This is a genomic window from Terribacillus saccharophilus (assembly GCF_002272745.1).
In the GTDB taxonomy this organism is placed as follows: Bacteria; Bacillota; Bacilli; order Bacillales; family Amphibacillaceae; genus Terribacillus; species Terribacillus saccharophilus_B.
In genome coordinates this window covers 1-14,024 of the sequence record NZ_NPBD01000012.1, presented here as the reverse complement: position 1 = coordinate 14,024, position 14,024 = coordinate 1, and the positions used below count along the sequence as shown (strand labels likewise).

Sequence of the window (14,024 nt, the reverse complement as noted above, 5' to 3'; positions counted from 1 at the left end):
TAGTAAGATTGAAGAGTTAATGAGAGATGAAATAACAAAAGATAATATAAAACAAGCTTCTACGAGAGTTTTTCAAATAAAGTTGTTTGAAATTACTAATTCTCTTATATTCTCCTTAATTGCCAATTCAATGTTATAGGAATTGCAATTACTTTTATTAAAGGTTCATTATCACACACACAATTGCTGGGTTATAAACACAACAAAGAATTAGAATCCTTTATATTGATTGAAATCAATATAGCTTATTTCATGTCTATTGAATAGTGTAGGATCTTTTAATCTATAATAATTTTCAGCCGCTAAACAAATGGACTCACATAATTTATCAATATTAACTCTAACAATATTTGTTTTCATTAATTTCGAATCATTATCACTGACTTGATCTATCCAAGAAGAACCAAATGCATCTGCCCCACCTACTGCTAATTCAAATTTATAAGAATAGTAAAAATCTACGTCCTCTTTCTCGCCCCAACTTTGTATATCCCAGTTTCCATCATGTAAAAAAGAACAACGTAAAGAATAGCACATCTCACCTGTAAAATACGGGGCTTTCGCTCTAGTTGGCGGTACCTTTTGTTCTCTATGCAGTGCTGCTTTCTGTCCATTCCCATTCTGCTGATACACTCTTCTATTCTTCAACGTAAATCCTCCTTTTACTAATGACTATAGGCAAAATAAAAACAGCTCACATCTGATTGAATGTGAGCTGTTGGAGATTTATTAAACTGTCTATAGTTTTTTTTAATAGTCATCTTTTATCCTTTTTTTTAATGAAATTATTCCTACTTGTTTAAAATTATACTTCTTAGTTCATTTTATCATTATCATCTTCATTTGAGATTAATGAATTACTATTAAACCTATCTAATTCTTTTTCAAACGTATTTCGCTTCCTGGCCTGTTCAAGCGTAAATCTAAAGTAACTCTTTGGAATTCTCCACTCGGACGCCCCTTTTTCTTCGGTACAAGGGGTCTCCAGTAAGTTCTGACATGTCCATAAAGAAGAATCAGTTGGTAGATTAAATATGGCAGCTGTTTCAGACGTCCCATTTTCGTTCATATAGTTAAGTACGTCTAGTTTATATTGGGCTGAGTAATTTGTATAGGATTTCGTAAAAGCCAATTCTCCGTGAAGTTCGTATTTTTCTTGCCCAAAATTGAATGTTACTTCTAGCCATTCCGGTGTCAGAGGATATGGTATAACTACTTTCTTCCCCGCCTAATAAACGTTTTACAGCCCTTAATTTCTCTTCATTTGTATATCTAGCCATAAGAAAAGCACCTCCAAATTTTAGATGGTGTCTAAAATTTGAGGTGCAGTTCATTTTTAAGCAGCTCTTTTTAATAAGACTTATGATTTTCTACAAAGTATCCTACCTATGTTCAACTTATGAGAAATTAGTAATTAAACATCGTTCAATAAAGTACATTTTATTGACTAGTATCTTCATAGACCCCGGATTTCTTTGAAGATAGATTAAAAAAGGCGATTTATATAAGAGCTTGTCTTCTAATCATTATAGATTTCTAGCCTGTATACAAACTTTTAATAAAATGTTATCTGGAATTCAACACTACAGAAAGTTCATTAACTTCTTCCTTCTTCTCATCTACTTTATTAATTTCTAAAAACTGTCCTTCAGAAATAGTTATATTTTTATTGTCTTTAAAAGAGGTTATATCTAATGACTGCGAGTTATCATCTGAACTTAATGAAGAGCTGACCTTTATAAACACTTGAGGGTTTACGTTCTTTGAGTCTCCTGATAATTTTATGTTATAGTCTCCTGGAGGGATTTCTTTCCCTGCTAAATAACTTCCCGAATGACCGATTTCTAACTCGTTTTCATTCTTATCTATGGCGTCAAAACTAGATGGCTTTAGAGTAACCTTCCCTTGTCCCTCTATTTCTATTTCTGTTCCGCTGTTAATTGGCTCGTTTAAGATTATATCACCCTCTGATAATATAATATCCCTAAAGGTAACAGAACCTGATTCATAGTAGATGTCATAGAAACCTGGCTCAATTTCTTCGTCTACTAAGTAAGTTCCATTCGTTAAACTCATTTTTTGGGCAGGATTGTTTTTAACACTTCTATCTTCGACCGAAAGAAATTGGTTACTGAAGAATATTTGATAGATAAGGAAACTTACTATTATAAGAAGTAAAACAGAAAAAAGAACTAATTTCCCTTTATTCACTTACAATCATTCCCTCTTCAATTTTCACTTTATAATCAGATAGAATTTCTAAATCTTCTTTGTTGTGACTTGCTATGAGAATAGTAGCTCCTCGTTGTTTCTCTTCTAATAATAATGATCTCACTAATTCAACACCTGAGTCATCTAAAGCGTTTGTTGGCTCATCTAATAGGATAAATTCTGGTTCCTCAAAGATTGCTTGAGCAATACTAAGTCTTTGTCGCATGCCTAAAGAGAATTTTCGTACTTTTAATTTACTATTAGGATCTAACCCTACTCTTTTTATAGCTCTTTTTATATCATCATCCGAGGCGACCTTTTTTATTTTTGATAAGATCTTTAAATTAGTATATGCATCGTATTGAGGTAAAAGCGATGTATTTTCTATAGTTAAACCTATGCTGGGTGGAAAGGATATATCCTCATGTAGAATTTCATTGTTAATCAAGATTTTACCGCTATCTGGATAAATTAAGCCGGCCAATGCCCTTAATAACATGGTTTTACCGGACCCATTTCTTCCGTATATACCGTAAATAGTTCCGGGTCTAAAGTTATAATTAACATCTCTTAATACCACATTCTTTTTTAATTTTTTATTTAGATTTTGTACATTTATAGTTACCATTTTGAAACTCCTTATAATTAGAGTATATCTTTTGTAGTGAATTTTCGATATGAAAGGAAGAAGATAGTAAGACCTATTAACAGAAGATAACAAATAGAAATTGAGTCAGTTAAGTATATATAATCTCTTCTCAGGCTCATCGAAATATTTGGTATCAAAATAGGCATTAAAAACATACCTTTTTCAAATTTGATAATTAATCCACCTAGTAATACCGATACAATAACGTAAATATTTACAATGAGAAGAGCAATTTGTGGAGTTATAAACATTTCCAAATATAGTTGAAGAAAGATTAAATTGCAATAAACTAAGCAATATATTACAAAAGATATAATTATCTCTGTTGTTAGATAATAATTCTCCATTTCTTCACTTGAAAGTACGGATACTATAAAGGCCACTAACATTAGTATTAAAGGAAAAATAGTGAGTCTTAGTAAAGCCAACAGGTACCTTCGGCTAATCCATTTTCCTTTATGATAATTACGTATTATTACATATTTACCGTAACCCGATAGTAATTCTGAAACCTCTCCTGAAAAATAGAAACTGATGCTCACGAAAACAAAATACCAAAAAATAAACAAGGTGTATTCTGTTTCACCTGGGATCCCTAATAAAAAGAATGCACTAGAATAATCTTCATATCTAAAAGATAAGTACTTATAATTAATAATACTGTGTCCGACTATAGCAAAAATAACGACAATAATCATACCTCTATTTTTCATTTAAGATAAAATCCTTTTCAAAAAATACAGGTCTACCAATTAAGTAGAAAATCAGAGAAATTCCAAGTTGCTTTAACCATAAAATCAATACACTTACAAAAGTCCAATCACTTAGCAAGAGTATCTCATATAAACGCATATCGCTTATGGGGACCCAAAAAGAAAAATCAAGAAAGTAGCTAAGCGCTATTATTATGAATGTCAAAATTACAGCTATATTAGCTGAATTCAACTTATCTTCAATAAGTTTAGTACAAATACCTATCCAAAAATAGAACACAGTCATCAACACCCAATTTAATACAGTTATTAAATAGAAATCATTAGCTGCTAAAATTGAGTTATCAATAAATAATACAGTAAGTAGTAAATTTACTATATGAAAACATGTAGAGAATATAGCTGAAGTTAAAAGTATGTTACCAATACGTTGATTAAATAACTTCGACCTATTGCTTCTAACAATATATGTAGATCTTTCTTTAGGTATAATACTGTTCATAAATAAAAGGAACATCAACGTATAAATCGCAATTGAGCGAATAGAACCAAATCCCTGAAGACTTCCGTTCATCATTAATAAGATTTCTTCTTTTTGAGAATATATATTGTTATGATTCTGCATATACCAATTAAATAAGAAGATGACTAAGACTATAATAGTTGATAGTGTATATCTTTTAAAATCAAATTTCATCTGTTTTCACCTTATATAAGTATACTATTAAAGGAATAATCAAAAGTATAACTAAATCTCTAATTAGTGTAGGAAGTAAGTAATCAAAATCAAACTCTGTAAAAGGTTGAAAAAGATTCATTATTGAATCTTCCCATAGAACTAAGGAAAACCATATGAAGAAAGTAATAGGGTAAGCGTATCTACGATCCGGAAAAATTAAACTAGCACTAGCACCAAGTAAGCCTGACAATCCTGTTAAAAAACATGCAAGCAATAAATAAGATAGATTAGTCAATAAAGGAAATTGAACACTTAACTCCCATAATGTATTTCCCTCTATATCCATCTCAAAGATCCCTAGGCTAGAAGTGCCTCCCCAAAAGAGAATATAAGAAAAAAGCAAATTAATTAATAATGCAAGAAACATCGTAATAAAAGGAGTAATAAAAGAAAAAACAAGCTTATTCCTAATGTATTTATTCTTCCCCATTTTAGAAATTAGAATATGGTTATAACCATACTTTAAATCCTCTATGTAGTTATCTGTACAAATAATTAAAAAATAAACAGGCAAAAACCATAAGAGTAATATTTGAGAGATATGTCCTTGTGAGCTTCCTGCCAGGAAAAATGCAAATGCTGGATGATAATCTTCTCCCAAATTCAGTTTAACTAAAAGTAATTGAGATAAATCTACTAAAGGTACAAGAATGATTACCCAAATCAAAATCATACTCTTTTTATTATTGATTATGCGAAAGAAATCACTTAACATACCTATCCTCCATATAAAAAAAATTAAAAAAGAGGAAATATGAATTTCCTCCTCCCGAAAAAATTACCAAGTTTCTTCGTCCCAATAACCTTCAGCATTATACACAGTATTACTAAAGTTATTATTCTCTGCAGTTAATCTTACATCAGCTTGATTAGCTTCTTCGTAAGGCTTTCGATAATAAGCGTCATGATCTTCTAGGACGTTAACTGTAGATGATACATTCTTGCTAACTGGGAATCCCGAAAGCCAAAAACGTGTGTAAGTCTTGCCACCAGACTCGTCAGAGTAAGTCATTTTAACTTTCCATTTGTTATCTACACTTTTAGTTTGTCTGTAACGAGAAGCTGCATAATTGTTTTGTTGGAATTGGGTGATTAAGAAGTTATAACCAACATTATTATCTGCAGCAAATGATGGAGTATTAGGAACTATTATAGCGGATGCAATTCCAGTAGCAAGAGCTAAACTTGTGATTTTTTTTCTTGTTGATTTTTTCATAAGTGCCTCCTTAAAATAATATATTTGTATTATACATTATTTTTCCTTTTATTGTATAAATATCCTAAAATTATTATTGTAATAATTAACCTCTTATTCTTACATACTATTTAACACTCATAGGTAAAGTAATCTTTAATGAATTTCCTACATAAAACATAGGCAAATTTACAAAGATTCGAATGATAATTGAATGTTCAGTGATAATGTCTATGATGAAGCTAAAGGTGCTGAATTATGCCGGATAGATTAAAGAATCATATATTTTTTCACTTGTATAAGGTGAAAATTTTGAATCATTCTTCTGCCGCCAAAGGTCTTTAATCTAATTAATGCGGTGATGGTTTTTATCTTTTATTATAACTTGATAATCCTCCTGTACTTCTTCTGAATCTTCTATAGCACGTCTAATTTCCTTTTCCAGGTCAGCTATAAATTGTTGGGTTTCCGATTCTGTTCTAGACTCTATGCTTGTCTTAATGGTCAGTTCAATAGTTGGATAAACGGAATATTCAATACCAACCACCTGATTTCTGGTTAGATCCTTTATCTCAGCTATATCGCTCTTTGAAACAGTATCATACACACTGTATTCAACGACCAATTTACCTTCGTCTGTATAACTACTACCGGAACTTAATATTAAATCTGATAGGTTGTTTTTATGAAGAAGATCAATAATTTCTACACTTTGTGAATTATCCACATTATCCAGTACTTCATCTTCTTCTCGATCCGAAACTTTAGCTATATGCACACTAAATCCTTGCACATTTCCTTCACTTAAAATGTCTTCTGTAAGTTTTTTTACTTGCTGTTTAGAATCGTACTCCTCTTCAGGGATAGTTAACTCTATGCTCTTTTCTTGATAAGATATATATAGACTATCATAAGTGTATTGCTCCTTATTAAGTCCCTCCTGAAGCGTATATAATATTGAATTATCCTCCACTAATTTTCCGATTACTGGCACTCGAAAAATTTTATCTGCAAAGGCAGGTGATACATATGTTGTGCCAAGTAACAACAATAAAAGCGCAATTATGATTGCTGGTATGGAAATGTACAACCGACGTATTTGCTTTTCTTTTGGCTGCCGTTCAAAATAGAATTACCGTTCAGGTTACTTAAAACCTTAGATTTAACTTCATTTTTTCTGTTCTCGTTCCACTTTATATCATCTTCAAGAAACTTTAAATCTCTATTATCATCTCTGATAAGCATATTATTTTCCATCCTCCTTATTCAGTGCTTTTCAAGCGCTATCAAGGATTGCCTTAGCTTTGACTTAACCTTACTCTCTGACCAATCAAGGATTTCTGCAGTTTCTTTCGTATTAAATTGGTGGACTTTACGCAATACAATAACCTCTTTATAAGCCTTTTTTAATGTCATAATCGCCTTGGTTATTTGCTGTGATCTTTCTTTTATGTATATTTGATCATCTGGTCCGAGCCCATTATCCTTATATCGAGTAAAGAAATCTATCTCTTGTATAGTAGGCTTTTTCTTCCTGAAGTTATCTACAGTCAAATTATGAGCAATACGGAATAACCATGTTTTAGGACTTGCTTCCTTCCAATATGTATCAATGGTTTTAAAGCCCTAAAAAAAGTCTCTTGCATTATGTCTTCTGCCAGCTAATAATCCTTTGTCATTAGTACAATATATTTAATGATAGGTTCACTGAACTGGTCATACCATTCCTCAATTAAGTCTCTGTTATCTATATCTATCAATCTGCGTCACCCCTGTTCATACAATTGACGAATAACAGAGTTTTAAGTTGCAAAAAGGATAGAAAATTTATGTAATATGATGTCACAGTTTAATAAGGAAAGCTTACCCACTGTGTTTTCTATATGATTTTAGTAGTTGAGGAAGAAAAGGTAGAACTACATTTGATTGCTTTTGATTTGCTTGTAATTCCACTTATTGGCGAGCATAATATGCTGCATTGGATTGCATAAGAAGTTATATTGAGTGCGTATATTAAAAAGAGTTAGCAGGATAGGTACCGAACTTATCATTAGAATAAAACGGTAAGGGTTAATTTATGTATAATCGCAATATAATATCGTTCAATAAAGTACAGTATGCAAAACTTTAAGAGCTCAGTTGTGATTCTTGAAGAGATTAGCTTTTTTATTAAGTTTAAAAACAATACAAATATTGTTAAGACTCTATAATAAAAAAAGTTACCAAGAAGGGCATTCACGAATGTGAATCCCCTATTAAAGGTAATGTTAGCTCTAATTTAGAACGATTAATTCGATAAACTTCATCACAAATCTTAATATCGTCTTGATTGTGACTTGTTAGTAAGATAGTTCTTCCTTCTTCTTTAAACCTAAGTAATAAATCTCTTACTTTTTTAACGCTATCAACATCCAGAGCATTAAATGGCTCATCCAATACTAACACTTCTTGTTTTTCCATAATCGCTTGACAAATGGCAAGCTTTTGTTTCATACCTAAAGAGTAATTCTTTGTCTTTTGAGAAGACTGAGCATCCAAACCAACCATTTCCATCGTTTCAACTACCTCCTTATCACTTATATTGCCTCTTATCATAGCTAATTCTTTTAGATTCTCAAAACCTGTTTTACTTGCAATATAGCCAGGTCGATCAATTATAACCCCAAAATTTTCAGGAAATCTCTTATCCTTACCTATTTCCAACCCATCGATAGATATTTCCCCACTATCTGGAAATATAAATCCACATATCATTTTAAATAAAACGGATTTTCCTGAACCATTTGGACCAACAAATCCATATATCTGTCCTTTTCTTATGTCAAGATTTATATTTTCAAACAGCACATTTCCTTTAAAGCTCTTACTTACATCTTTTATTGAAATAATAGTCATTATTTTTCCCTCCACTTAATTTTTAAAGCTTTTCGTAAAAAGGTACTTTATTAGAAGATAAATCATAATGTTTGCTATTAATAAAACCAAGGTTATACGATATGGAGAATGCTCTAGCAAGTTAACCAGACTATTTAGCCCTACAGGAATTACACCTTGCTGATTAATCCCTGGCAACATTAAGACCATAAAAATACTAATTAATATCAAGCCGTATGATGCTTCTCTTTTTCCCCATGAAATTATGAAGACTGATAAAATGTAAAAAGTAATCTGTAAGAACCCGTTGATAATGAAGTGATACAAAATTGTATACCAATCTACATAAAGCACCGTCACATCAAAATTAGTTTTTAGTCCCACAATTGCACCTATTATGATGGAGAACATTCCAAGCAATAACAGAAAGAAGATTACTTTTAATAAAAACTTTCTAAACCAACTCCAAAACCACTTTTCTAAGTTCCTATATCGAATAATTTTGTAATATCCTATTTGTTCTATTTCTCTGCTTATATCTAAATTAATTAAATAGGTTAATCCAAAAAATACAATTGAATAATAGAAAAATGAAAAATAAGAAAAACTTTCTGAATTAGAACCTTGAAAAGATAATACTAAAACGTCTAATATCGTATCTTTACTAGGATCTGCAGAAATCGATATAGAAACAATTCCTGTTAAACATAATATTAAGTAAATTCCATGAGGAAGATAAGATTTGATTGATTGAAAGTAATGTCTTTTGTTTATATCTAACAATAATATATATAAATAGAATATTATAAATAGTCCTATGAGAACTACTAATCCTATTAATGGATAATTAAATGAATCAATAAAATTTTTAAGTGTAAAATAGGTAGTAGGAGATAAAAATGCATACTCTTCTGGAAAAAGTTTAAACCCTACTACGCTACCTAAAAACAAAATTGCACACATTATCAGAAAGATATTCCTCTTTTTAATCGTCACATAGAATAAAGACAAAAATATATGTAAAATTGATATCGCCAAAACTAACAATCCCAATTGAAATAGAAAAGCTACAAATGGTGCTGTAAAAACGAGACCAATTTCACCCAAGGTATCGTGAGAAATGTTAGATTTACTATACTGACTCCAATCCCAAGAAAAGGGAACTCCAATAGTTAAGTAGAAAGACATAAACACTAAAATTAATAATAAAATTGAAGTTTTACTCCAAAATCTCCTGAGTGAACGAAAAACCCATTTTTTCGTCGTCCCTAAGCGAATTAATGTCATATAATTAAAGTCGCTCAAAACTATGGTTGCAGAAATAAACAATACAATTGGAACAATAAAGTACACAATTATATAAATATCATTTAACAAGTATAGAGATACATCCCATGAATTTATCATTAGTCCATCTTTACTAGCGTTACTAAAGATTTCGTTTTTCAACAAAATACCATAAAAATAAATAACAATTCCTATTACTATCCATCTGAATTTTATAAGTATATCCTTTAAATGCTCTGCCACATTGCTCATATTTATATCATCCAGTCTTCTTTATTTCTAATTACTATTAGATAAAGAATAGATATACACAGCAATAAAATTCCTAATGGAACAAATACTGTCCACAACTCCTGTTGTTCAATATTGAATGGGAACACAGTACTTAGTGGTGAAAATTGAGCTATACCGAACACACCGCTGACAAAGTTAAAAACATGATAAAATAAAAATGGTACTGATATGGCAACGAAAGATTTTTTTAATATAATCATTAACAAAAATGAAATGGTTGAATATACGATAGCGTTTAACGTAACCCATAGTGAATATACTAAAACATAAGTCCATGTTCCATATTCTAAAAATTGAGAAAAAGTTACATTAACTTCATGATCACCTGGAAGTGGCGGTGAATAATCTACAATCTGTATAAAATTAGGTTCTATGAATGTGACAAAAATAAATGTAAAAAACATCATAGAAAGTATAATAAAACCTGTTAGCAATGCGTTCATTAGACCTTTAACTAGAATATAATAGTTTAAAGGGACTCTCGTCCGAGTATATGTAATAAAATGATTTTTCTGTTCTTGTAAAAAACTTGGTAGATAAATAAAAACAACCAGCACGGGAAATAACATAGGAATAATGAAACCTACAGTCTCTTGAAATACATCTACAGGCTGAAAATATAAATAACCAGTTGATACTGGTAAAAAAGATATCAATGGAAGTAACAAAATAATCCCTAACCATTTTAATAGATTTTTATGTGTAAAAGATCGTTTAAATTCAATTAAAAATTGTCTACTAATCAATAATATTACCTCTTTCTGTATTTTATAATGATTAAATCATTCTCTATACTAAAGAATTTTTCTCTATACTTCAATAAATTTCATTGAGATATTAAGTAAATGAAACTATATATTTACGTTTATGTAAATAAAACAAAAAAATGTAAACATATTGAATTTTACTAGGATTTCATTTATCATGTGGATTGTAATAATAAAATATTTTTTTCAGGAAGGGGATTGTATGAAGAAAACAAAAACAAAAATTGTGGTATTGGGGACAGCGCTTACTTTACTCGTAGCTGGTGGAGGGGCTCAAGCAGCAACAAGCTGGCAATCTTATAATAAGAATGTACCTTCGTTTAATGGATATGCCTATTCATATGCTTCAAAGCAAACAGGCCTCCATGGCAATGAAGAAATCAATGTTGATCATAAATCAACTGGAGGAAGTTACGTAGTTGATGTAAGAGCTGAACGGGACAAGGGAGTATCCAGAAATACATCTTGGAAACGGAATGTAGGAGATAATGTTAGTTGGACCTGGTATAGGAATATAGTACAGTCAGGGTCAGCCAGCTACTATAGACTTGCATTTAGCAACGATGTATCTACACCTGTAAGCGTCAATGTGAAGGGTAGTTTTAAATCTAATTAAGTGAACAAACGTAAAAAGAGAGTGTATTCTGTTCTGCTGAGATTATACTCTCTTTTTATGTTTATTAACCTATCCCGAAGGGTTACAGAAGGACGCAATTAGATTGAAGAAAAATTGGTTATTATAGTGATATAAAAAATACCTACTGAAGACCGGTTTATTTTCCCATGTGTGTTATTATTTCGCTTGGCCTGTTCAAGCCTAAATCTAAAGTAACTCTTTGGAATTCTCAACTCTCTATTTTCTAACCTTATAACATCTGGAATTTCCCCTTTTTCGCACCAACTTCGAATAGTTTGATCTGGAACGCCCATAATCTCAGCTGCTTCGAGAGTGCTATAACATGAGGCATATTCCAGCTCTTCTTTATCCTTTTTTGCCAATTGATTCTTCCTCCTACTATTTATTGAATACTCACCAGTGTGCAAAAATTGATTTAGGCAGAAAACCGGATGGAAATTTGTTAAGATAAAGTCACTAATGTGTTTAATGCTATTAAGAAAAGAAACTTTTTAAAAGATTGATTAGTCCTAAATTAACCTTTAAATTACGAGGAGGATGCAATATGCGTCAAAACAGGCAAGAAAAAATGAGAAAAAGTGCAAACTTAACATTAGCAGATCCAGGCAAATCGAATACCTACAAGAGAATCAAGAGAGAAAATGAAATGCTTATAAGTCATTTAAGATTCTTATATGATGGTCCATTTGGAATATGGAAGTGGTTTAGGAAATAAGAAAAGCACTTATAGTTAATGGTAGTATTAGAAAGGTACACAAAAAATAAATCCTTCATTAATAAAACATGATGAGAAAAAAAATTGCTTCAATACCGTCTTCATTTTGACTTTTTCCTGAAATTTTAATTATATTTATTACCAAAAAGCAATTGGAACGAGGGGAATACATTGCTATTGTAGGATGATGCAATATTTCGGAAAGAAGAAAAGAATTGCAGTTATTGCAAAAGTTTATAGTCGTAATTACATAGGTGAGATTTTCAATGTTGCTGATGGACTAGAACTAGAAAAAGGACCGGAATATAATTTTTAAACCGGCCTTCAAAAGTACTTTCTAAATTGATTCAAAAGGATCTCAATTTTCCGGGTATTCTCGCTCGAACAAATAAGTCTTGGGCAGTCTTATGAGAGTAACACATTTGACCGTTTTCCTGCCAAATACAATCGCTTAAAGAGTTGATATTACACCTAAGAACGGTTAAACAGTTAGAGATACAATAGAAGGGTTTACGACTTCTTTTTTTTATTTTTTTGGGGAAATCCATATTTTTTACCTTGCTCAATACATCCGAGTGTAATCCTCATCACTTCTTCCTTTTTCATACTCAGATATTTAACATCTTTCAAAGTGATTTCTTTTTCCAAATCAGCCGTGTTCGAAATACCAAAATCAAAGTATTCTGTTGGTTCGTATAAATGCCCCCTATCCACAGGTAGCTTATCAGTGTAGGGTGATTGAAGTTTTTTCCAATATGCTTTATCTACTGATTCTTCATTTCTCATAATAAGCATTTGATATGGAACTAGGTCACTATTGTACAAGGTATATTCACTCTTACCCAGCTTTATGGCAACGTTCAATGCTTCTACTAGAATTTCCAAACCCTTCTTTGACGCAATAATTGAACTGTCTCCTCCAGGTTGCGACTGAGCATAAATATTTGCTATTGTTCGATCTAGTAATTTGCTTGATGGTGATTTTTTTACTTCACTCATTTTTTTCTACTCCTTTAATTTTCACATCTACAATATATCCCCATTTGCATTGTCGTACATAACAGTTCTGACATTTCAGTTAGATGTGACGGTCAAAAACGCAGACCGTCATATCTTTCATTCAAACTATCACATTTCTTTTGCTAGCCTTTCCCACTCTTCCAACTCCTTTTCAAGTTGTGGATTCGGCTTAACATCTTCGTCCTTAACAAACACAAAATCTACTAGTGACTCTTCTGATTTTGACACATTTGCCATCTTTCTCACCTCCTTTCAAATTAAGAATTGGATTCAAAAATCTATTCCTATAGTCAATGGCAATAAAAAACTCGTATCCTATTTTAGGATACGAGTTTAAACTTTCTATTAATTTATTTTGAGAGACATTCTGTATAAACATATTATCTAACCACTTCCCTATATAGAATTCCTCATCTTATTTCTGTTTATATTGTTATTAACACAAGTTATGTAACTTCGGTAGGTACTAAAATCTCAATTAATACTATAACCTCTCATGCTTTACAAATCCTTTTATCTCTCCTAATGAATTACAAACAGTATACTTACAAAAGTACCATCTTCTGATTATCATCTTTAACATTTATATACTACTAACCTTAGTGATTTTCCCCCTTTTCTCAGCATGCTTTTGTTTTAATTTTATTTAGTTTAATGAGGTCAACTTCCAGACCTTGCATTTTATTTCTTATTTATTGGGAAACCTCAACTAAATGTAGACTTCTCAATGTTTTTTCTATAATTCCTTGAGCTTGAAACTTACATTAAGACAATAATTATTTCATAGCAGAGAGAAGACAAACGTTAACACAGAGATCCCACCCGTTCTTATTATAGAAGAACACTGGTCTACTCCTTCTTTTCTCTTAACTGCAATTCCATATAAGATATTACAACTTAACTAAGTTTCTTTTCTCTTACTA

18 protein-coding genes are annotated in these 14,024 nt (G+C 31.1%); 2 read left to right on the top strand and 16 right to left on the bottom strand.

Annotated features, from left to right (window positions below; all coding sequences use genetic code 11):
* Positions 1 to 210 precede the first annotated feature (210 nt).
* The 13 genes from CHH58_RS13420 to CHH58_RS13355 all read right to left on the bottom strand — a co-directional run bounded on the left by CHH58_RS13420 (position 211) and on the right by CHH58_RS13355 (position 10,708).
* Positions 211 to 648 carry a hypothetical protein gene (locus CHH58_RS13420; RefSeq protein ID WP_095262676.1) on the bottom strand — a complete coding sequence of 146 codons (438 nt, stop codon included), beginning with the start codon at positions 646 to 648 and terminating at the stop codon, positions 211 to 213.
* A 918-nt stretch (positions 649 to 1,566) separates the two neighbouring features.
* On the bottom strand, positions 1,567 to 2,211 hold the full coding sequence (locus tag CHH58_RS13410) for a hypothetical protein (RefSeq protein ID WP_095262674.1): 645 nt from the start codon (positions 2,209 to 2,211) through the stop codon (positions 1,567 to 1,569).
* Positions 2,204 to 2,839: an ATP-binding cassette domain-containing protein gene (locus tag CHH58_RS13405; RefSeq protein WP_095262673.1), complete on the bottom strand. Its 636-nt coding sequence runs from the start codon at positions 2,837 to 2,839 to the stop codon at positions 2,204 to 2,206. The genes CHH58_RS13410 and CHH58_RS13405 overlap by 8 nt, the downstream gene beginning before the upstream one ends.
* Positions 2,840 to 2,856: 17 nt before the next feature.
* Positions 2,857 to 3,558, bottom strand: a complete 702-nt coding sequence (locus CHH58_RS18925) for a DUF2705 family protein (protein WP_430980841.1) — start codon at positions 3,556 to 3,558, stop codon at positions 2,857 to 2,859.
* Between the two features lie 4 nt (positions 3,559 to 3,562).
* Positions 3,563 to 4,270 (bottom strand): WxPxxD family membrane protein, encoded by a 708-nt coding sequence (locus CHH58_RS13395; protein ID WP_095262671.1) that lies wholly within the window; start codon positions 4,268 to 4,270, stop codon positions 3,563 to 3,565.
* The gene (locus CHH58_RS13390) at positions 4,260 to 5,027 is read right to left on the bottom strand and encodes a DUF2705 family protein (RefSeq protein WP_095262670.1); all 768 of its coding nucleotides are present in this window, start codon (positions 5,025 to 5,027) and stop codon (positions 4,260 to 4,262) included. Before CHH58_RS13390 ends, CHH58_RS13395 begins: the two co-directional genes overlap by 11 nt.
* 63 nt (positions 5,028 to 5,090) lie before the next feature.
* On the bottom strand, positions 5,091 to 5,528 hold the full coding sequence (locus CHH58_RS13385) for a DUF2712 domain-containing protein (RefSeq protein ID WP_095262669.1): 438 nt from the start codon (positions 5,526 to 5,528) through the stop codon (positions 5,091 to 5,093).
* 325 nt (positions 5,529 to 5,853) lie between these two features.
* Positions 5,854 to 6,555 carry a hypothetical protein gene (locus tag CHH58_RS13380; RefSeq protein WP_141235101.1) on the bottom strand — a complete coding sequence of 234 codons (702 nt, stop codon included), beginning with the start codon at positions 6,553 to 6,555 and terminating at the stop codon, positions 5,854 to 5,856.
* Between the two features lie 14 nt (positions 6,556 to 6,569).
* Entirely contained in the window at positions 6,570 to 6,764 is a 195-nt protein-coding gene (locus CHH58_RS18460; protein WP_170937630.1) for a hypothetical protein, read from the bottom strand.
* A gap of 9 nt (positions 6,765 to 6,773) precedes the next feature.
* The gene (locus CHH58_RS18670) at positions 6,774 to 7,073 is read right to left on the bottom strand and encodes an RNA polymerase sigma factor (RefSeq protein WP_249275132.1); all 300 of its coding nucleotides are present in this window, start codon (positions 7,071 to 7,073) and stop codon (positions 6,774 to 6,776) included.
* A 669-nt stretch (positions 7,074 to 7,742) separates the two neighbouring features.
* On the bottom strand, positions 7,743 to 8,402 hold the full coding sequence (locus tag CHH58_RS13365; RefSeq protein WP_095262666.1) for an ABC transporter ATP-binding protein: 660 nt from the start codon (positions 8,400 to 8,402) through the stop codon (positions 7,743 to 7,745).
* 15 nt (positions 8,403 to 8,417) lie between these two features.
* Positions 8,418 to 9,920 carry a hypothetical protein gene (locus tag CHH58_RS13360; protein WP_095262665.1) on the bottom strand — a complete coding sequence of 501 codons (1,503 nt, stop codon included), beginning with the start codon at positions 9,918 to 9,920 and terminating at the stop codon, positions 8,418 to 8,420.
* A gap of 2 nt (positions 9,921 to 9,922) precedes the next feature.
* Entirely contained in the window at positions 9,923 to 10,708 is a 786-nt protein-coding gene (locus tag CHH58_RS13355; protein ID WP_095262664.1) for an ABC transporter permease, read from the bottom strand.
* 223 nt (positions 10,709 to 10,931) lie between these two features.
* Here CHH58_RS13355 and CHH58_RS13350 point away from each other — a divergent pair, with 223 nt between their 5' ends.
* Positions 10,932 to 11,345 (top strand): hypothetical protein, encoded by a 414-nt coding sequence (locus tag CHH58_RS13350; protein ID WP_095262663.1) that lies wholly within the window; start codon positions 10,932 to 10,934, stop codon positions 11,343 to 11,345.
* A 98-nt stretch (positions 11,346 to 11,443) separates the two neighbouring features.
* Here the strand turns inward: CHH58_RS13350 and CHH58_RS13345 are convergent, their stop codons facing one another.
* Positions 11,444 to 11,728 carry a helix-turn-helix domain-containing protein gene (locus CHH58_RS13345; RefSeq protein WP_095262662.1) on the bottom strand — a complete coding sequence of 95 codons (285 nt, stop codon included), beginning with the start codon at positions 11,726 to 11,728 and terminating at the stop codon, positions 11,444 to 11,446.
* A gap of 182 nt (positions 11,729 to 11,910) precedes the next feature.
* Here CHH58_RS13345 and CHH58_RS18455 point away from each other — a divergent pair, with 182 nt between their 5' ends.
* On the top strand, positions 11,911 to 12,081 hold the full coding sequence (locus CHH58_RS18455) for a hypothetical protein (RefSeq protein WP_170937629.1): 171 nt from the start codon (positions 11,911 to 11,913) through the stop codon (positions 12,079 to 12,081).
* 510 nt (positions 12,082 to 12,591) lie between these two features.
* On the opposite strand, the gene CHH58_RS13340 is transcribed toward CHH58_RS18455, so the two are convergent.
* On the bottom strand, positions 12,592 to 13,080 hold the full coding sequence (locus CHH58_RS13340) for a hypothetical protein (RefSeq protein ID WP_095262661.1): 489 nt from the start codon (positions 13,078 to 13,080) through the stop codon (positions 12,592 to 12,594).
* Between the two features lie 129 nt (positions 13,081 to 13,209).
* On the bottom strand, positions 13,210 to 13,338 hold the full coding sequence (locus CHH58_RS18795) for a hypothetical protein (RefSeq protein WP_283162824.1): 129 nt from the start codon (positions 13,336 to 13,338) through the stop codon (positions 13,210 to 13,212).
* Positions 13,339 to 14,024: the final 686 nt, after the last annotated feature.